The organism is Mucilaginibacter endophyticus (genome assembly GCF_003351025.1).
Taxonomy (GTDB): Bacteria; Bacteroidota; Bacteroidia; order Sphingobacteriales; family Sphingobacteriaceae; genus Mucilaginibacter; species Mucilaginibacter endophyticus.
Genome location: NZ_QPCG01000002.1, coordinates 1274963 through 1295445, shown reverse-complemented (window position 1 = coordinate 1295445; position 20483 = coordinate 1274963). Strand labels below are relative to the sequence as shown.

The window sequence follows — 20483 nt, the reverse complement described above, 5'->3', positions numbered from 1 at the left end:
AACGGTTTATCATGTGTTTAAACACATGATAAAAGCTAAAAACCAGGATATAAAAAAACCGGGAAGTATTCGCAGTACTTGCCCGGCTTAAACATCTGGGTCCCAAAATTCTACAATCGATGAATTGAAAGTTAATGTTTAACCCAAACTCTACAAACTTATGAATTTTAATTCTAAGGCCACGCCTTTGGCATGGCCCCAATTACGCAAATTTATATTGGCCATGAAGCTAACTGCCTTTATTATACTTGCGGCCCTTACCAACGTATGCGCCAAAAGTTATAGCCAGATAGTTACTTTGCACCAAAAAAACACTACCGTTGAAAAAGTACTCCGTTCAATAGAAAAACAAACCGGCTATCATTTTATGTATGACAAGCAGGATGTTTCAAAAGCAGGAGCCATCAACATTGAAGTTGCAAACGTATCTATAGAAAACGCGCTTGATCAATGTTTTAAAGATCAGCCACTTACTTACAAAATTTTTGACCAAACCATCGTCGTAAAAAAGAAGGATGAACCTGTTGTGTCGCAAATTGCTGTTGCCCCAATCAAGATCACGGGTACGGTAAGTGATTCAAAAGGCCCTATCCCTGGTGTTACTGTTAGGGTAAAAGGCAGTAATGTTGGTTTACAAACCGATGTTAACGGTAAGTACACTATTAACGCGCCTGACGGTAACGGAACGCTGGTATTTACATTTATTGGATATACAACCCAAAATGTGCCCATTAATGGCAGAAGCCAGATTGACGTTGTGATGGTAGAAGAGCCAAAAGCTTTGAGCGAGGTTGTTGTGGTTGGTTACGGTACTGCAAAAAAAGTCGACCTTACCGGTTCTGTTGGTAGCGTTGGCGCGAAACAATTACAAGAGCGCCCGCAAACTAATCTGGAGCAGGAGTTATCGGGTAAAATTGCCGGTGTAAACGTATCGAGCAACTCGGGTGCACCAGGTGGCGCAACCAAGATCAGGATTCGTGGTTATAGCTCAATCAACACCAACACTGATCCGCTATATGTTGTGGATGGTGTGGTTTGGACTGAAGGCGGTAACGCGATCAATCCTAACGATATCGAAACTATCGACGTATTGAAAGACGCGTCATCAACTGCTATTTACGGTACACGCGGTGCCAACGGTGTAATTTTGGTTACTACTAAAAGAGGTAAAAAAGGCGGTACCATTTCATACGATGCGTACGTAGCAGTAAACCACATGTTTAAAGAAATACCGGTGCTTAACTCAAGGGAGTTTATGCAGGTTGAGGATATTTCTTATGCTAATATCAAAAAATATGACCCTACCGGCTGGGCCGCAGGTGACTATACCGATCGTAACCCGGTAACACAGAGAACTGCCCTGATAGGCAAACTGTTTGACCAAAATCTAAACCCATTGTATGACGTTGATTGGCAAAAAGCTACAACCCGTACTTCGGTAAGCCAAAACCATAACGTTGCATTCACCGGTGGCGCCGAAAATGTAAACTATGGCTTATTCCTGAACTATGCTGACGACGAGGGTATCATCCTGAATAGCTATTTGAAACGTTATAATGTGCGTTTAACTTTTGATAACCAGATAAAACCATGGGTTAAAGTTGGTGCTACCTTAAACTATAACTACCAGGATGGCCGTAACCAGGATCAGGGTACCGGTGGTAACAACATTCCGCGTATGTTGATTGAGATGGTGCCTTTTATTCCGGTTAGATACCCTGACGGAACCTATGGCAAACGTACCGATTATCCAAACCTTGAAGGCGGTGATAACCCGGTAGCACAGGCTAATGAAATTCAATCACTTACCCGTAACCGTATTTTCAGTGGTAATGGTTATTTGAATTTGAATATTGTGCCAGGTCTTGAATTCCGCAGCGTTTTAGGTGTAACCACTTCTGCCAACTATAACCCAGCTTCACAAAGTGGCCTTGTTGGTGGTCCGGTTGCCGGACAAAGCTATAGCTCTGCTTCTATTGAAGAGTTTAACAGAACGTTTTGGCAATGGCAAAACTATTTTACCTATAACAAAACTTTTAATAAAGTACACAGCGTAAACCTGGTTGTAGGTGCCGAGCGTCAAAACTTCCAGCAGCTGCGTTTAAAAGGATCAACCGGTACACTGTCTGACGACTTTTATCAATACTATAACCTTTCAGCAGGTATCGTACCTAACAAACCTGAGTCTGGTTATGATGCATGGCAAATGCAGTCATTCTTTGGCAGGTTAAACTATAATTACAACGAGAAATACCTCTTAACTTTAACAGGTCGCGAAGACGGTTCGTCTCGTTTCGGTACAAACAAAAAATATGGTTTCTTCCCATCTGCAGCGTTTGCTTGGCGTGCATCACAGGAAGATTTCCTGAAGGATAACAAAACTATATCTGATCTGAAATTCAGGTTGAGTTATGGTTTAACCGGTAACTCTGAAATTGGTGAGTATCGTTCACTGGCAAATATCGGAACAGTTGGTTATGCTTTCGGCGGTAACAGTGCAGTAGGTACTACTCAAACTTCAATTGGTAACGAAGATTTGCAATGGGAAAAAACAGCAGAGTATGACTTAGGTTTCTCATTAGGCTTGTTTAACAACCGTTTGAACATTGAAGCAGATGCTTACCTGAAAAAAACAAAAGCATTGTTGTTAAATGCACCACTGCCAGAAACAAGTGGTTTTAACGCGGTTTATAAAAATATTGGCCGCTTACAAAATAAAGGTTTAGAGTTTACCGTAAATGCAACTCCAATAAAAACTCAGGACTTTACCTGGAATTCTACATTTAATATCTCGTTTCTTAAAAATAAGATCCTTCAGTTAGGTGCATCTAATGATGATATCTTCCTTGATCCAACCTTCCTGTCGCAATTTAACCTGATGCGTGTTGGTCTTCCGGCCGGTAGCTTCTATGGTTACAAAGTACTTGGAACCTGGGGTACCGCGGAGGCTGCTGAAGCTGCTAAATACGGCTTGCTGCCAGGCGATCTGAAAATACAGGATACCAATGGCGACGGCAAAGTGAGCGCTGCTGATAAAGTGATCCTTGGTAAATCAATACCTGATGGCTATGGTACCTTCAGCAACAACTTCCGTTACAAAAACATCGATTTAGGTGTGGATTTGCAGTTCAACTATGGCAACCAGATCATGAACTTAACACGTCACTCCGGTCAGGACCGTACCGGTCAGGCAAATAGTTATGCAACTGTGTTAAACGCATGGACGCCAACTAACCAAAACACCAGCATTGCCGAAGACAGGCCAGCATATGTGCGTTACCAAACCGAAATTTATTCAACTAAAGTTGAGAGCGGTAACTTCATTCGCGGCAGGGCAGTAACATTGGGTTATACCTTTAATGACAATATCCTTAAAAAGTTAAAATTAAGCCGTTTAAGGGTCTACGCGCAGGCACAAAACTTGTTCCTGATAACCAAATATACCGGTTATGATCCTGAGGTATCAACCTACAATGCCTCAAGTAACTTTACACAGGGTATCCAGTTTTATGATTATCCAAAACCACGTACTTTCCTGTTAGGTGTTAATGTTAGTCTTTAATCTAAAACATGTTAAAATATCATATTATGAAATTTAACTTAAAAAAATACCGGGTAGGTGGTCTTTTACTTATCCTTGCTGCGGCTACGGTAAACAGTGGTTGCAAAAAATATCTTGATGAACAAGCCAAAACAGATTTCGTTAAGAATAATTATTTCACCAGCTCAAACCAGGCGCAAACCTTTGTAAACGGTTTGTATAACATCATGTATTTTTTTCAGCATGGTGACGCTTACGGTGAAAGCCCATTTATTACAATGGAGTTATTTGCCGGTCACGCTACTTCATTAGGGCAGAGCGTTAACAATGGAAACGTAATCCATCAGCGTACCGATGCCGTTAACCCAGGTTTTGAAACCGTATGGTCAAATTGCTACAAAGGTATTGCCAATGCAAATCTTGCCATCGAAAAAATCCCTGGCATATCACCTATGGATGATGGCTTGAAAAAGAAGCTAATAGGAGAGTCCTATTTTTTCAGAGCGTTTTACTATTACCATCTGGTACGTTTATACGGCGATGTTCCGTTGATCACTACTTCGCAAACAGTTAGTAGCCCAGACCTGTATCCTTCACGTACAGCTGTAGCTGATGTATACAAACAAATTATCAGCGATTTACAGGCAGCAGAAGCCTCAGGTATGCCAAATACAGATGCAACCGGTCGTGTTTCTTTAGGCGCGGTAAAAACTTTATTGGCCAGTGTTTACTTAACAACTGCAGGTTTCCCGCTTAAACAAACTGAAAATTACGCTAAGGCCGTATCTGAAATTCAGCCGGTTTTAGGTTGGTATTCGTTGTTTACCGATTATGCTTATCTGCATGATAATGCTCATAAAAATCAGCAGGAGCTAATATTCCAGATCAATTACCTGTTAGGTACTCAAACCAATGCTATCCCTCAGTTAACAATTCCGTTTAACCTGTTGGTTGGCGCTTATGGCGACCACCTGGGTGCTATGATCCCTACTAACCAGTTTGTGGCAAGTTATGAAGCAGGCGATCTTCGCACACAAGAGCGTCAGTTTTACTTCTCAAGCTATCCGCAGTATGGTAACCCAAGTAATATTATCCAATTTGGTGAGCATGCACTTTACAAATATTTCCAGGTTGAAAGTGCTGCGCAAAGCGGTAATAGCGATGAGAACTGGACTTTATTACGTTTACCTGAAGCTCAGTTAATTTACGCTGAGGCATCAAACGAAGTAAATGGCCCAACTGCTGATGCTTATGCGGCAGTAAACGCTATCCGTGCACGGGCTAAATTGGCTGCTTTGAGCGGGTTAACTAAAGATACCTTCCGTCAGGCTATCTGGAAAGAGCGTTACCATGAGCTTGCTTATGAAAACAAAGCGTACTTTGATATGCAGCGTACCCACATGGCTTACCTGCCACAGTCAAATACCTTTGCCGATCCTACTGCTTCACAAACAGAGCAGGGGGTAACTTTTAAAGACCAATATTACCTGTGGCCTCTACCGCAGCGTGAAATCAGCACTAACAGTAAACTGACCCAAAATCCGGGTTGGTAATTGTATATTGCAAATAATACACATAAAAGACTGGCCATATCAAGCCAGTCTTTTATATTTACGGCTGGTAAAACGTTTCACCAAATATTAACAGCATTAAACAATGAAAAAAGCCCTTGCACTTATCACATCCGTGTTGTTGGCATCGGGTACTTTTGCTCAACAGGTAAATAAAGTTACCGACCCTGTTGAATACATCAATACGTTGATGGGTACCGATTCGCATTACGACCTTTCAAATGGTAACACTTATCCCGCAATTGCCCTGCCGTGGGGTATGAACTTCTGGACACCCCAAACCGGCGTTATGGGCGATGGTTGGGCATACACGTATGATGCGCACAAAATTCGCGGGTTTAAACAAACCCACCAGCCATCACCATGGATGAACGACTATGGGCAATTTGCCATTATGCCGGTTACCAAACACGCGGTGGTAGGCCAAAATAAAAGGGCCAGCTGGTTCTCGCACAAAGCCGAAACTGCCAAGCCTTACTATTACAGCGTTTACCTGGCCGATCATGATGTAACTACCGAAATTACCCCAACCGAACGCTCGGCGCAGTTCAGGTTTACTTATCCTAAAACCGATAGTTCATTTATTGTTATCGATGCGTTGAACAAGGGATCGTATGTAAAGATCATGCCCGATCAGAAAAAGATTGTGGGCTACTCAACCAAATACGCCCGCGGGCCGCTTAAAAACTTTAAAAACTACTTTGTTATTTATGTAGATAAGCCTATCACGTATGCACACACTTTCAGCGATACCACACAGGCTGATGGCCTGGAGCTGAAAGCTGAGCATGCAAGCGCTTTGATAGGTTTTAAAACCACGCAAGGCGAAAAGGTTCATTTGCGTGTAGCGTCATCATTCATCAGCATTGAACAGGCTGAAATTAGCTTAGAACGTGAGCAGGGTAAAGACAGCTTTGACATAACCTGCCAAAAAGCTAAAGCCGTTTGGAACAAAACCCTGAACCATTTACAGGTTGAAGGTGGCTCGGTTGATCAGATGCGTACCTTTTACTCGTGCTTTTACCGCATGGTGTTTTTCCCGAACAAATTGTATGAGATAGACAAAGACAACAAGATAGTACACTACAGCGCTTCTACAGGTAAAGTGTTTCCGGGTTATAAATTTGCCGGTACAGGCTTCTGGGATACCTTCAGGGCTTTATATCCATTCCTGAACCTGGTTTATCCTTCTATCAACAAAGAAATGCAGGAAGGCCTTATTAACGACTATAAAGAAGGTGGCTGGTTGCCTGAATGGTCAAGTCCGGGGTATTCGGCTGTTATGATTGGTAATAACTCGGCCTCTGTTGTTTCTGAAGCTTATTTAAAAGGTTTGCGTGGATATGATATCAGCACTTTATGGGAGGCTTTGGTGCATGGAGCTAACAATGCTGGTCCACAGGCTACAGGCAGGCAAGGCGTAGAGTACTATAACAAATTAGGGTATGTGCCTTATGATGTTAAGATCAACGAAAACGCTGCCCGCACATTGGAGTACGCTTATGACGATTTTGCTATTTACAAGTTAGGCAAGGCGCTGGGCAAACCCGAATCAGAAATTGGCATTTATAAACAGCGTGCCATGAATTATAAAAACTTGTTCGACCCGGAAACCAAGCTGATGCGTGGTAAAAACCAGGATGGTACTTTTGAAAAACCTTTCAGTCCGTTTAAATGGGGCGATGCCTTTACCGAAGGCAATAGCTGGCACTACAGCTGGAGTGTATTCCAGGATATGCAGGGGCTTATTGATTTGATGGGCGGTCGCCAGAAATTCATTGTCAAACTTGATTCAGTATTCAGCATGCCGCCGGTATTTGATGATAGCTACTATGGTGAAACCATTCACGAGATCCGCGAAATGCAGATCATGAACATGGGCCAGTACGCGCATGGCAACCAGCCTATTCAGCACATGATATACCTGTACAACTATGCCGGTGAACCATGGAAAACCCAGTTCCATGTACGGGATGCTATGGAGAAACTGTACAAAGCTACTCCAGATGGTTACTGCGGCGATGAAGATAACGGCCAGACATCTGCCTGGTATGTATTCTCGGCCATGGGCTTCTATCCGGTAACCCCAGCCAGCGATCAGTACGTTTTAGGTACGCCATTGTTTAAGAAAATTACCCTTAACCTTGAAAATGGTAAAACCGTTGTGATTAACGCTGCTAATAACAGCCCGGCTAATAAATACATCAATACGTTAAACGTTAACGGCAAGCCGTATGATTTAACCTGGTTAAGTCATTCAGAACTTAAAAAAGGTGCGGTACTTAACTTTAACATGGCACCTCAGCCTAATAAAACAAGAGCTGTGAAAGTGAGTGATGTTCCGTATTCGTTGAGTACGGAGAAGTAAAAAACGTTTTTTTATATATAAACAGCAACGGCGAGGTAAAACCTTGCCGTTGCTGTTTTATGCAGGACTGCCGCGGGCTTTCAGCCAGTGGTATACTATAGTGTCAGCTTTAAGCTGACGTAAAAACAGAATCCGAAATCGAAAATCCCAAATCAAGAGTTAATGCCATTCTTCCCGGTACACAAACTTGGGCATTTGCCAGTTATATTTGATAGAAAGCAGGCGTAACGCCAGACCAATAATACAAGCTATTACAATTGCCACGCCATTAGGGGCTCCCAGATGTTCAATTCCTAAGTAAAATGCCCCGGTAACAATGGACGCGCTGGCGTAGACTTCCTTACGAAACAACAACGGTACCTCATTACATAATACATCACGAAGCACACCGCCTGCACATCCGGTTATCATACCGCTTAGTAAAATGATAATCATAGGCAGGTTGATTTGCTCGGCTATCTGGCAGCCGATAATGGTAAATACCACTAATCCCAGGGCGTCAAGGTAAAGGAATAATGTTTTCATTTTGGTCATGATGCGGGCAATAATGGCGGCTAATATGGCTGCCCCAGCGGTGATAACCAAATATTCAGGATGCTCTACCCAACTCATGGGGTAATGGTTAAACAGGATATTGCGTACGGTTCCACCGCCCAAGGCCGTTACCCAGGCTATAATACAAACACCAACCCAATCCATATCACGCCTCCCGGCAGATAAAGCCGCCGTCATGGCCTCGGCAATAATAGCTATAATGTAAAGGATGTGAAGCATATAGGTAATATTAAGTGAATCTTTCAGTGTTCCCCCTTTAGGGGGTTAGGGGGCTTCTGGTTTCATCCAGCCTCTTCCTTCCGTAAACCTGGCCACCAGCATAGCCGCAACAGTATCCCCGGTGGCGTTCAATAATGTGGCCATAGGATCAACCAAAGTTCCAATGATAATAGCGGGAGGGAGGGCTTCCGGCGGGAAACCATAGGCCGAAATAAAAAGTAACTCGCCTATATAACCACCATTGGGTATACCGCCTTCAACAAGGCTTACTAAAACGGTCATTGCAAGCGCTATGATAATCGTTTCGGCATTGTTGAAGCTTTTGCCGAACAGTGCGAAAACCACGGCCATTTTTACTATGGATGAGATGCTTGATCCATCTTTATGCAAAGTGCCCCCAAGAGGGATAGTAATATTGGCAATAGCATCTGAGATGCCCATTTTTTTGGCTGCATCTAAATTTGCCGGGATAGTGGCAATGCTGCTACAGGTACCCACTGCCGTAGCCGATGGCACGATATTGTTTTTCCAGTACCGTTTAACCGCGCTTACGCCGCCTGCAATAAATGCATAAGCACTAAATAACGCCAGGTAATAAAAAGCGCCTACGCCATAATATAAAGCCATAGAACGTGCGTAACCACCAAACAACTGCGGCCCGAACACGCCAACCTGGTAAGCGAAATAGGCCCCCAAACCAATAGGGCCAACCCTCATAATGAGAATAAAAATATTCTTAAAAACCTCGTTGCCGCTATGCAGAAAATTGGCAAAAGCTTTGCCTTTTTCGCCGGCATGCAGTGTGGCAAAGCCCGTAATCACCGCGAAAATGATCATAGCCAGCATACTTTTACGCGATAGTAGCTGGTAAAACTCACTTGTGGTAAACAAGCTGGTTAATTGATCGCCGAAAGGTTTTTTGGTGATTGCTTCGGTGATAGGACTGGCAACAAGGTGCTGATGGATAGGGAAGATCCAGATGGCGATAATGGTAACTATAGCAGCCACCAGTACCGTAGAGACAAACACGAGCGAAGTAACTCCTAATAGTTTTCCCAGCTTTTGCGAGCTATCCAGCGCGGCAATGGCCGAAGCTATAGCAAAGAAAACCAGCGGCACGACAGCTGTAAACAGGAGGTTCAGGAAAATATCACCGATTGGCTTAATGATTTCCACCTTATTACCTAAAACAGCCCCGGCAATACTGCCTATGATAATGCCTGTTATTAATAGGATAATGCCTTTGTAGTTTTTAAACCAGCTGTTCATTGTGCTAAGATAATTGTTAGGTTTTGTTTTTAATGTAGAGGTACATAATTGTGTCCGTTGAATCCGTGCCTATTTTAAATTCTGACATATTTGTGGAAATATAATCTCTTTGTTACTGATGAAAAATGGCAATCGCCAATGGCTTCATAGGAACATCCCGTCTTAAATAAGATTTTTCCCAATCATCGCATCTCTCCTAAATTTATATATTAGCGTCCCATTATAAGCACCGAATGCAAGTAGAACAAGCCGGGGAATTTATCCTTGACAAAATAAAAAACGAACTCCCAAAACATTTTCATTATCACAATGCCGATCATGCGCTTGATGTTTATACTGCTGCGAAACAAATCGCGGCAGGCGAGGGGATAAGCGGCCTTGAGCTGGACTTGTTACTTACCGCTGCTTATTACCATGACTCGGGCTTTTTGTTTGGGCAAACCAATCACGAGGAAAGTTCATGCAAAAATGCGGGGCAATACCTGCCTCAATTTGGTTATTCTACTGACGAAATTGAACAGGTTTGCGATATTATTATGGCAACCAAAATGCCGCAAAGCCCTCATAATCATTTGGGGCAGATAATTTGTGATGCCGATTTAGATTATTTGGGCCGAAATGATTTTTTTATCCTCAGTAAAAGGTTATTTTCGGAACTTGTAATTACAGATCACCTTGAATCGGAATTGGAGTGGGACAGGCAGCAGGTGAAGTTCCTGCATAGCCATCATTACTTCACCCAAACCGCGCTCAGGCTCAGGGCCAAATGTAAAAACGAACACTTAACAGCTATCACACAACGACTATAAAATACTGCGATTAATGACACAGCCGGGTTTAAAAATTGAAGAAGTTATCAAAGATGTAGTAACCGTTATCATTGGTATTTTATTCTGCGGTTTCGCTTTAAAAGGCTTTTTGGTACCCAATAGTTTCTTTGATGGCGGGGTAACCGGTATCTCATTGTTAATTCATGAGCTTTACCATTTCAATATAGCCTATGTAATTATCATAGCCAACATCCCTTTTATTATCATGGGCATGTTCCAGGTTAATAAATCATTTGCCCTGAAAACGTTCGCATGTGTAATTGGACTTGGCCTGTGTTTACAATTTATAGAATATCCGGTTATAACCCAGGATAAACTATTGGTATCTATTTTTGGTGGTGTGTTCATGGGCCTGGGCGTAGGGTTATCCATTCGTGGCGGTTGCGCGCTGGATGGCATCGAGATATTAGCTTTATACACGCTGAAACGCAGTAGTTTCACCATTAGCGAGATTATCTTAGGTATCAATATCATTATTTTCCTGATAGCGGCTGTTGAGTTGGGTTTGCCTACGGCGCTGTACTCAATTTTGACTTATTATACTGCATCAAGAACAATAACTTTTGTAATTGATGGTTTGGAAGAATATACCGCGATAAATATTATCTCAGGTCAAAGCGAAATCATTAAAGAACGATTGGTGATGGAACTCGGTCGCGGGATCACCATTTACAAAGGCGAGCGTGGCTTTATGAAAGAGAGCTTTGATGTTCACCAGCCGGTTGATATCATCTTCACCGTGGTAACCCGTTTAGAAGTTCGCAGATTAAAAAATCTGGTACATAGTATCGATCCTAAGGCTTTCGTCTTTACCAATAGCATTAAAGAAGCCGCCGGTGGTGTGTTGAAGAAAAAAGTTAGGGATCATTAATTGGAAGTCTTAAGTCTTTAGTCTCGAGTCGTAAGTCGTTTATATCGAAAAACAGAAATGCCATCCTTGGATGGCATTTCTGTTATATAAAAAGCTGCTTCGGGTTTAGTGGAGCGTAACTCGGAGTGGGCATTGCTTAAGCTTCCAGCTTAAGTATTAAATTTCAGGGCCTTGAATTTTTCTGTGCCATTGTTGGTGTTGTCACCAACAATTCTGCGCTGTTTTGAGAAATCCGTTTTATACAATATAAATTGTTGGTGACAACACCAACAACGGCGCGGAACCTTGATCGTTTTGCAGCAAACTGACTTTGAACTTAAAACCTCCAATTTAAGACCTAATCCACTACCTCATAAATCTCAACCGGATTAGCTTTGTTTTTCAGGCTTACCTCACCAATTTTATTGAGGGCGAAAGATCCTTTAGCCTGTTCATACACATCGGCACTAACAATGATCTGGTTGGCCTGTGCTACGGTTTGCAGGCGCTGGGCCAGGTTTACGGCATCGCCTATAACAGTATAATCTAAACGTTTTAAGGTAGCTGAGCCAATATTACCTGAAATCATCTCGCCCGAATTAATACCAATAGAAACGGATGGTTTAAAAGTTTTATCACCGGCCTGGATCTCGTCGGCTCCGTGCATTTTATCGCGCACGGCGAGGGCTGCATCAATGGCGCGGTCAAGGTGGTATTCGCCACGGAAAACAGCCATTACCGCGTCGCCCATAAATTTATCAATATGGCCGTTTTGAGCGATGATCTCTTGCACCATGATATCAAAGTATTTGTTGATCATGCCTACAACGGTATTGGCGGCAACGTGCTCGGTTATAGCGGTAAAGCCGCAGATATCAATAAATAACACGGTTGCCTCAATGGTTTCGTTACTCAAAAGACTGTTCTCAAACTCTTTATGGGTCATGAAGTTGAGCACATTTTCATCCACATACATGCGCAGGATATTGTTTTCCTTGATGGCCTGCATGGTTTTTTTTAGTTCAATAACGTGTTGTAAAGTTTTTTCGATAGTAATGTCAAGGTCTTCAAAGTTTACTGGCTTGCATACAAAATCAAACGCGCCACGGTTCATGGCGGTGCGGATATTATCCATATCGCTATATGCCGATACCATTACCGCTTTCAAAACCGGATTGGCATCAGGCAGTTTGGTAAGCAGGGTAAGGCCATCCATTTCGGGCATATTAATGTCGCTCAAAACAACATCAATATCGGGGTGGGAAGCCAGTTGAGTTAACGCTTCAAAACCATTTTGGGCAAATACAAATTCATATATCCCTTCCCTTATCTTTTTTCTGAATTTTTGCCTGATCAGTAATTCCAGGTCCTGTTCGTCATCTACTACCAGTATCTTGGCCATTATTGTTCTAAGTGTTTAAGTTTGTCTTTCAAATTATTAAAATCAAGTGGCTTGGTTAAAAAATCGTTGGCGCCAAGCTCCATTGATTGTTTGTAATTATCATCATCACCGTAAGCGGTTATCATCATTACAACCGGTGGTGGTTTCTCATAGCTGTGCCTGATGTTACGTAACAGCTCCAAACCGCTCATGCCCGGCATATTAATATCAGATAAGATCAGGATTACCTGCGAATGATGCTCTTCCAAAAAATTAAGTGCTTCCTCACCAGATAGGGCGAAGTTAAACTCCACCTCGCCGTTTTTTATTTCTTTCCTGAAGCGTTGCAAAAACAAGGGTTGAACATCTGCCTCGTCATCAACAACAAGTATTTTCATAGCAGTTCAAAGTTAAATTATTGGATGGTTTTATTTTTGTTAAACGTAAAAATTACGGGCGTTTAACTTTGGGTAACATTGCCTACCGGTATGCAGATCACAAAACGCGCAAACTCACCTTCGGCAGTTTCAACCTTAAGCTCACCGCCATGGCCTTTGGTAATAATATCATAGCTCATGGATAGTCCAAGGCCGGTTCCTTGTCCGGTAGGTTTGGTGGTGAAAAATGGCTGATAAATTTTATCCAATACTTTTTGCGGGATCCCGGTACCATTATCTTCCACGGTAATTTGCACCATGTTGACGCCCGATGGAGATCGTACCTTTTGAGTATTAACCGTTACTGTAGGCTCGTAACCTTCGCCTAAGGTCCGTTTCTTTTCGCTAACGGAGTAAAAAGAGTTATTAAAAAGGTTAAGCAATACACGACCCAGGTCCTGCGGAATAGCTTCAATCTTACCCAGATCAGGGGCAAAGCTGGTTTTCATACCGGCATTGAATGATTTATCCTTGGCTCGTAAACCGTGGTAGCTTAAACGTAAGTATTCATCGGCAAGAGCGTTAATATCTGTAGGTTCTTTTTTACCCGTTGTTGCACGCGAATGTTGCAGCATGCCCTTAACAATGGCGTCGGCGCGTTTGCCGTGCTGGTTTATTTTGCTCAGGTTTTGGGTAATGTCATTAATGATATCGCCTGCATCTTCTTTTACGTCGTCGGGCAGTTTATCAAGAACTTCTTCCTTCAGTTCTTCCAATAATTCGATACTTACCTCGCTGAAGTTGTTTACAAAATTAAGCGGGTTCTGAATTTCGTGGGCAATGCCGGCAGTAAGCTCACCTAATGAAGCCATTTTTTCCGATTGGATTAGCTGGGCCTGGGTACTTTTCAATTCGGACAACGCCAGTTGAAGCTCTTCGGTTTGTTTTGTGAGTTCGGCTGTACGCTCGCGCACTTCGCTTTCCAGGTTTACCTTCATCGCAGCCATCATACGGTTTTGTTCCTGCTCGGCAAAGCGTTGTTTACGCTCGTTTTCCAGTGCCTTGGTTTGCTTCCTGCTGATAAGCCAAAGTGAAAACGCCCAGATGAGCGAGAACACCACCAGGCTTTGTATCATGTTGTCATGATTGTCATAAAATGTAGGGAACCATTTTTCCAATACATCCTGTATTAACCCGGCAATAGCATAGGGGATTAACGCAAAGGCAAGCTGTTTTCCCGACCGCAGGTCTTCAATATAGTAAGGGCATACTACAACCCCTAAAAAAAACAGGTGTGAGATTACCGTAGTCAGTTTTTCTCCGTGGTCAAAACTTACGCCAAATATAAAAATGGCGATAGCTATGTAATAGCCTATGTTAAGGTATTTGTTCCACTTAGTTAGCAAACCATCCATTTTCAGGTGTCTCCTGTACTGGGTTATCACAAATACGGCGAGGAAAGGTTCTAAACTCATGAAGGCAGTTTTTGTCTTTTTATTAAATGCGAAGCCGAAATTTAACAATTTTACAATGATTATTAAACTATGCGGGTAATTTAATTGGCAGGCGAAAACAATTTGCAATTAGCTGTTAGGCTATTAAAAAAATATAACGATTATTGGCCCGTGTATCAGTGTTCTGTTTAAAAAGCAGAAAACATCTGTTTTTGATATTAAACCTATCTATATAAAAAATGAGTAGTACCAATACAAGCAATACTTTCAGCATGATCAATACCATGCGCTGGTATGGCCCTAATGATCCGGTGAGTTTAAGCGATATTCGCCAGGCAGGCTGCACAGGCGTTGTGAGCGCCCTGCATCAAATTCCTAATGGCCAGGTATGGAGTGTTGAAGCTATTAATGAACGTAAGGCTATTGTTGAAGCAGCCGGCCTTACGTGGGATGTAGTTGAAAGCGTGCCTGTACACGAAGCCATCAAAACACAAACCGATGGTTACCTGCAGTATATCGAAAACTATAAGCAAAGCCTGCAAAATCTGGCTGCCTGCGGTATCCAGATAGTTACCTACAACTTTATGCCGGTGCTTGATTGGACCCGTACCGATCTGAGTTTTACGGTTGAAGATGGCTCAAAAGCACTGCGTTTTGAAAAAGCTGCCTTCATAGCCTTTGATGTATTCATGCTGAAAAGGGAAGGGGCCGAGCAGGAATACACTGCCGATGACCTTGCCCGTGCTAAAGCGCGTTTTGAAGGCATGAGTGATGATGACAAACAATTGCTACAGCGCAATATCATAGCCGGTTTACCCGGCAGCGAGGAAAGCTTTACGCTGGATAAATTCAGGGAGGCTTTGGCCGCTTATGATGGTATTGATGCCGATAAGTTAAGGCAAAACCTGATCTTTTTCCTGCAGCAGGTGATCCCTGTTGCTGATACCAATAATATTAAAATGGTTATCCACCCGGACGATCCTCCGTATGCTATTTTGGGCTTGCCCAGGGTGGTGAGCACTGCCGAACATATCAACGCGCTTATTGAAGCGGTACCATCATTAAACAATGGCTTATGTTTCTGTACGGGATCATACGGTGTAAGGCCCGATAATGATCTGCCTGCTATGGTTAAACAATTTGGCGACAGGATCAATTTTATCCACTTGCGCAGCACCCACCGCAATGAGTTTGGTGATTTTTATGAAGATAACCATCTGGAAGGCGACGTAGATATGTTTGCCGTGGTGAAAGAACTGGTGCAGGTAATGAAACAACGCCAGTTGAGCATCCCTATGCGTCCGGATCACGGTCACCAGATGCTGGATGATCTGAAAAAGAAAACCAATCCTGGTTATTCGGCCATTGGCAGGCTTCGTGGCCTGGCCGAGCTGAGAGGGCTCGAGCTGGGTATTATCCGCTCATTGGAAAATTAATTTTCACCATCCCCGGTATAAAAAACAAAGGCCTTTGCATATAGCGAAGGCCTTAATTGCTTATTATTGGTTAGGTGCTGTTAGCCCATATTATAAAAAAACTGCTCTGCTATAATTTTTCCGTCTTTTACCTCGTAAACGGCTACTTCATTCATTGGCATACGGCCGCCTTCTTTATAGGTAACATCCATATCCATAGTTACCGCGAAAAAGTTACCAGTAACAACGGGATCTGATACCTCACCGCTGTGAACCTCCTGCACCGAAGCATACCAGTATTCTGTTTTGCCTTTAACGGCTTCTTTACCTTCGGTAAGTTCCATTGGCGAACCTTTTGGCTCACGGCTCACAATATTATCGGCATAAAGCTCATCAATAGCCTGGGTATGCTGGCCCTCGCGGCAATACTCTACTAATTTTTCTGCTACTTCGGTGGTGGTCATGATCTTATGGTTTTAATTGTTGATATAAAGTTAGTTAATAACCTCTCAAACCAATCTCTTGTTTCCTTTAAATTTCTGTTAAGTTTGATACGCTATTACATCCCCTAAAAAAAATAAAAATTTTTTGTAACCATTTTATGCCGCCGAAGTACTTAAGGTATATTACATAATTACAAACTGATTGAACACGCTTACAGACAATGCCATTATGCTAAAGGTGAAAGCCGGCGACCTTGACAGGATGGGTATGCTCTTTGAACGCTACAATCGGCAGTTGTATGGCTTTCTGTTCCACATGACCTATCAGCGCGAACTGAGCGAAGACATGGTGCAGCAGGTGTTTTATAAGATGCTCAAATACCGTCACACCTTTACCGGCACCGGCGAATATATCCATTGGATGTACTCTATTGCCCGCAACGTTTTAAAAGATCACTGGCGCAAAAACAAGCAGCAGGTACAGCATGAAGGTGTGGAAGCGGCCGAAACCATTGCCGGAGGCCTGGTACCCGACGAAGCCTTTGAAAAAAAACAGGCCAAAGCCGAGCTGCACCGGGCTATGGGAAAGTTAAGCGAAAGTCAGCGGGAAATTTTAGCCCTGAGCCGGTTCCAGGAGCTGAAATGCCAGGAGATAGCACAGATACTGGGCATGACCGAAGGTACGGTGAAGGTGCGCATTCACCGGGCCATGCAGGAGCTTAAAAGTATTTATGTAAAAATGGAACGATAAAACAGTATTAAGATGAAATGTGAGCTATATGAGGAACTGTTTACCGGTTGGATAAACAAAGAGCTAAGTCCCGAAGAAAAAGGGGTGCTGGAACAGCATATATCCGGCTGCGATCATTGTCGTACCGAATTGGAGGCCTTGCAGCAGCTATGGGGCCATATGGGCCAATTTGAAACACCCGAACCATCGGCCAATATGAGCGTGAAATTTTATGCCATGCTCGATACTTACAAAGAATCGGTAAAAGAGCAAAGAAGCCTTTGGGCAGATATTAAATATCAGCTGAGTAATTTTTGGCAATGGCAGCCGCGCTGGCCTATGGCTTATAACCTGGCTATGGTTGCAATACTGGTTGTTGCGGGCTATCTATTTTTCGGCAAAAGTAAAAGCGACGATCAGGACAGGCAATTGCAAGCGTTAAGCTCACAGGTGCATGAGCTTAAGCAAACCATGATGCTGGCCCTGCTTGAAAATCCATCAGCATCTGAAAGGATCAGGGGAGTGAGCTATACCAGCGAGATCAAACATGCCGATAAGCAGGTGATAGATGCTTTACTGGCTACATTGAATAACGATCCGAATGTGAACGTTCGCCTGAGCACGCTGGATGCTTTGACCCATCTTGCCGGGCACCCGGAGGTACGGGAAGGACTCATCAAGTCGATAGTTGAGCAGGATTCGCCGCTGATGCAACTGGCCATAGCGGATGTAATGCTGAAGCTGCAGGAAAAGCGATCTGTAGGTTCATTCAAAGAGTTGTTAAAACAAAAAGACCTTGATCATGGCGTGCGCGACAAGATCAAACAAACTATAACCCAACTAATTTAAAATAAACCAAATCATGAAAAGATCATTAATACCTGTTTTAACAGGTCTGGGGCTGTGCCTTGTCCAAATTTCGGCCCATGCCCAGGATTTTAAGGAGCATGTTAGCAAGCAGTTCACCTTGCAGGGAGCGGCTTCGGGCACCACACTGGCTATTTACAATGTTTTCGGATCGATAAACGTGCAGGGGTATTCGGGCAACCAGGTATCTATCGAGATAGATGAAACCATCCGTGGTAACGAATCATCTGATGTAGAACAAGGTAAAAAGGAATTTAAACTGGGATTTGAACAAAAAGCCGATAGCATAATTGCCTACACGGCCGAGCCTTATGACAGTCGCCCCCGCCGCAACTGGAACAGGGATGAGGAACACAGGCATGTTCATTATAGCGTGAAATTAGAATACACCGTGAAAGTACCTTATGGCATGAACCTTTGCGTATCAACGGTAAATGACGGAAACGTTGAAGTTAAAGATGTTTATGGCGCATTAAAAGTAAATAATGTGAATGGCGGCATAACCATTGCCAATGCCAAAGGTACAACCAATGCGCATACCATTAACGGGCCGCTTACGGTAACCTATCTTTCGGTACCGCCGGATGCTTCAAACTATTATACGCTTAATGGTAAATTGGAAGTCACTTATCCTGGCAATTTGGCGGCCGATCTGGAATTTAAAAGCATGAACGGCCAGTTTTACACCGATTTTCCGGATGCTGAAGTACTGCCGACAAGAGTAAGCAAATCCGAATCAAAAAGTGGTGCGGGTACAACCTACAAACTCAGTAAAAATAACGGTGTACGCATAGGAGCAGGAGGGAAACTATTTAAGTTTGAAACCCTTAACGGCAATATTTATATCAAAAAACAATAGTAAATAAAATAACAACATGAAAACGATAAGATTTACAGGAATATTAATATTAACTGTGCTGCTAAGCGCGAGGCTTTGGGCACAGGAAGGCCAGCTGGTAGTGCCTTTGAGCGAGCCGGGAAAACCATACAAACTGGATATAAGTTTGGTTAACGGCTCTATTACAGTAACCGGGTATGAGGGTAAGGACATTATCATAGATGCCCAGGGCGAAGAAAAAAAGCATCGTGAAAAAGAAGCTACCCCAGGAGGTATGAAGCGTTTATTTGCCGGTAATAATTTAGATGTACAGGCGCAGGAGAATAATAACGAGGTAAATATTCATGGCAGCCCCAACAAAACCACTAACCTAACTATTAAAGTGCCCATGAACAGCACCAGTGTTAAGTTATCCACAGTAAATAATGGTAACATCAACGCAAGTAACCTTAGCGGCGATTTGGAGATCAGAAATGTTAACGGTTATATTAAACTGAACAATATTGCAGGCTCAGTTGTAGCCAACACGGTTAATGGCAACGTAGAGGTTACTTTTAGAAGCATCGATGCGAAAGCGGCTATGGCTTTTTCAACACTCAATGGTAAGGTTGATGTTACCTTCCCGGCCAGCCTTAAAGCCAACGTGAAATTAAAGTCAGACCAGGGCGATATCTTTACCGATTTTGATGTGGTAACCGAGCAGCGTAAACCGGTTGTTACCAAAAACACCGGCGAAAAAGGAATGTACAGCCTGAAAATGGAGGACTGGGTTTACGGCAAAATAGCCGGCGGTGGCCAGGAACTGATGATGAAAACTACTTTCGGAAGTCTTTATATCCGTAAGGCAAAATAATCAATCTACTTTGCAATTATTAACCCGCGGCTTCGTCAGCTATTGGGGAAACCGCGGGCAATTTTATCAGCAAATTTCACCAGTTAGGCAGCTTCTGCATGGTTTTGCGAACAGCAGTAACATAAAACTAAACAGTAAAGTTTAAAATAGCCGATCGGCATACCACATCATGATCGATCCTGTAAATAACATCGATCAGGAGGGTGTAAATGATAGTAAAATGGATGCTGTTTTGATTTACGAACCACATTTTGGCCTTTCTGTCCCAAAGCAAGTGGTTGATTATAAGTTTAAATGACAATTAAATGAAAATACTGCCAAAATGAGAGTGAATAGGCAGGGTTGATTACACAATTTGTGTAAAATTAGCGTTCCGGGGTAAAATACGGAGCGCTTTTTTTGCAAATTAGCTTTTAACTGACCGTTGAGCAATAGGCTATACCATTTTTCTGCACTATATTTGCTGACTGGTTACCTGTTGCAATTACATAATATAGTATGATTAAGCTTTTTATCGTGGGCTTTCCACGAGATATGGAAGAAATAGAACTTGTTGAACTGTTCAGCGCTTATGGTACGGTTAGTACCGTACGGATAATTACCGATAAAGACAGCGGCATTAGCAAAGGATATGGTTTTTTAGAAATGAGTGACGAGGCTGGCGCACAGCGCGCCATTGATGCCATGAATGGTGCTACTATTGACGAGCGTGAAATAAGCGTTAGGATAGCAGAGCAAAAACATCAGCCGCAACAAAAACAGCAGCAGCAGTTTGCAAGACCCAAACCTGGTTTCAATAAAGTAAAACCACAGGGCTACAATAAGCCCCGTTTCCCGAGGGAAAATAACAACAGGTTTGAGCAACAGGAAGCTGCCGCCCCGGCAAGAGCAAAACGTCCGCGCAGGCAGCAGCCCTAAGCAT

Annotated in this window: 18 protein-coding genes; 12 read left to right on the top strand and 6 right to left on the bottom strand. The window is 43.0% G+C overall.

Features of this window, described 5'->3' with window-relative positions; translation table 11 throughout:
- Nucleotides 1–160 precede the first annotated feature (160 nt).
- From DUL71_RS12810 to DUL71_RS12800, 3 genes are all read left to right on the top strand, one after another.
- Nucleotides 161–3562 (top strand): TonB-dependent receptor, encoded by a 3402-nt coding sequence (locus DUL71_RS12810; protein WP_114938414.1) that lies wholly within the window; start codon nt 161–163, stop codon nt 3560–3562.
- A 26-nt stretch (nt 3563–3588) separates the two neighbouring features.
- On the top strand, nt 3589–5094 hold the full coding sequence (locus tag DUL71_RS12805; RefSeq protein ID WP_114938413.1) for a RagB/SusD family nutrient uptake outer membrane protein: 1506 nt from the start codon (nt 3589–3591) through the stop codon (nt 5092–5094).
- Nucleotides 5095–5197: 103 nt separating this feature from the next.
- Nucleotides 5198–7480 carry a GH92 family glycosyl hydrolase gene (locus tag DUL71_RS12800; RefSeq protein ID WP_114938412.1) on the top strand — a complete coding sequence of 761 codons (2283 nt, stop codon included), beginning with the start codon at nt 5198–5200 and terminating at the stop codon, nt 7478–7480.
- A 159-nt stretch (nt 7481–7639) separates the two neighbouring features.
- Here the strand turns inward: DUL71_RS12800 and DUL71_RS12795 are convergent, their stop codons facing one another.
- Both DUL71_RS12795 and DUL71_RS12790 read right to left on the bottom strand, forming a co-directional pair.
- Nucleotides 7640–8254 (bottom strand): trimeric intracellular cation channel family protein, encoded by a 615-nt coding sequence (locus DUL71_RS12795; protein ID WP_114938411.1) that lies wholly within the window; start codon nt 8252–8254, stop codon nt 7640–7642.
- A gap of 45 nt (nt 8255–8299) precedes the next feature.
- Nucleotides 8300–9523, bottom strand: coding sequence for a dicarboxylate/amino acid:cation symporter (locus tag DUL71_RS12790; protein ID WP_112572096.1), 1224 nt, complete (start codon nt 9521–9523; stop codon nt 8300–8302).
- A gap of 233 nt (nt 9524–9756) precedes the next feature.
- On the opposite strand from DUL71_RS12790, the gene DUL71_RS12785 reads away from it, so the two are divergent.
- Both DUL71_RS12785 and DUL71_RS12780 read left to right on the top strand, forming a co-directional pair.
- Nucleotides 9757–10332, top strand: coding sequence for an HD domain-containing protein (locus DUL71_RS12785; RefSeq protein WP_114938410.1), 576 nt, complete (start codon nt 9757–9759; stop codon nt 10330–10332).
- Between the two features lie 13 nt (nt 10333–10345).
- Nucleotides 10346–11224 (top strand): YitT family protein, encoded by an 879-nt coding sequence (locus tag DUL71_RS12780; RefSeq protein WP_112572094.1) that lies wholly within the window; start codon nt 10346–10348, stop codon nt 11222–11224.
- A gap of 337 nt (nt 11225–11561) precedes the next feature.
- Here DUL71_RS12780 and DUL71_RS12775 read toward each other — a convergent pair whose 3' ends face one another.
- The 3 genes from DUL71_RS12775 to DUL71_RS12765 form a co-directional block, all read right to left on the bottom strand.
- Nucleotides 11562–12605 (bottom strand): adenylate/guanylate cyclase domain-containing protein, encoded by a 1044-nt coding sequence (locus DUL71_RS12775; RefSeq protein ID WP_208645531.1) that lies wholly within the window; start codon nt 12603–12605, stop codon nt 11562–11564.
- Entirely contained in the window at nt 12605–12982 is a 378-nt protein-coding gene (locus DUL71_RS12770; protein ID WP_114938408.1) for a response regulator, read from the bottom strand. Before DUL71_RS12770 ends, DUL71_RS12775 begins: the two co-directional genes overlap by 1 nt.
- Before the next feature lie 62 nt (nt 12983–13044).
- Nucleotides 13045–14436, bottom strand: coding sequence for a sensor histidine kinase (locus DUL71_RS12765; protein WP_114938562.1), 1392 nt, complete (start codon nt 14434–14436; stop codon nt 13045–13047).
- A 218-nt stretch (nt 14437–14654) separates the two neighbouring features.
- Here DUL71_RS12765 and uxuA point away from each other — a divergent pair, with 218 nt between their 5' ends.
- A complete protein-coding gene (uxuA, locus tag DUL71_RS12760) occupies nt 14655–15851 on the top strand; it encodes a mannonate dehydratase (protein WP_244228744.1) in 1197 nt (398 codons plus the stop codon).
- Between the two features lie 80 nt (nt 15852–15931).
- On the opposite strand, the gene DUL71_RS12755 is transcribed toward uxuA, so the two are convergent.
- Nucleotides 15932–16294: a nuclear transport factor 2 family protein gene (locus tag DUL71_RS12755; RefSeq protein WP_114938407.1), complete on the bottom strand. Its 363-nt coding sequence runs from the start codon at nt 16292–16294 to the stop codon at nt 15932–15934.
- Between the two features lie 181 nt (nt 16295–16475).
- Here DUL71_RS12755 and DUL71_RS12750 point away from each other — a divergent pair, with 181 nt between their 5' ends.
- From DUL71_RS12750 to DUL71_RS12730, 6 genes are all read left to right on the top strand, one after another.
- Complete coding sequence (locus tag DUL71_RS12750) at nt 16476–17024, top strand: RNA polymerase sigma factor (protein ID WP_208644865.1); 549 nt, start codon at nt 16476–16478, stop codon at nt 17022–17024.
- 12 nt (nt 17025–17036) lie between these two features.
- Nucleotides 17037–17852 (top strand): zf-HC2 domain-containing protein, encoded by an 816-nt coding sequence (locus DUL71_RS12745; protein ID WP_114938406.1) that lies wholly within the window; start codon nt 17037–17039, stop codon nt 17850–17852.
- A gap of 13 nt (nt 17853–17865) precedes the next feature.
- On the top strand, nt 17866–18729 hold the full coding sequence (locus tag DUL71_RS12740) for a DUF4097 family beta strand repeat-containing protein (protein WP_114938405.1): 864 nt from the start codon (nt 17866–17868) through the stop codon (nt 18727–18729).
- A 16-nt stretch (nt 18730–18745) separates the two neighbouring features.
- Nucleotides 18746–19561: a DUF4097 family beta strand repeat-containing protein gene (locus DUL71_RS12735; protein ID WP_114938404.1), complete on the top strand. Its 816-nt coding sequence runs from the start codon at nt 18746–18748 to the stop codon at nt 19559–19561.
- Between the two features lie 169 nt (nt 19562–19730).
- Nucleotides 19731–19859, top strand: coding sequence for a hypothetical protein (locus DUL71_RS32670; protein ID WP_279629788.1), 129 nt, complete (start codon nt 19731–19733; stop codon nt 19857–19859).
- A gap of 200 nt (nt 19860–20059) precedes the next feature.
- Nucleotides 20060–20479, top strand: coding sequence for an RNA recognition motif domain-containing protein (locus DUL71_RS12730; protein ID WP_114938403.1), 420 nt, complete (start codon nt 20060–20062; stop codon nt 20477–20479).
- Nucleotides 20480–20483 lie beyond the last annotated feature (4 nt).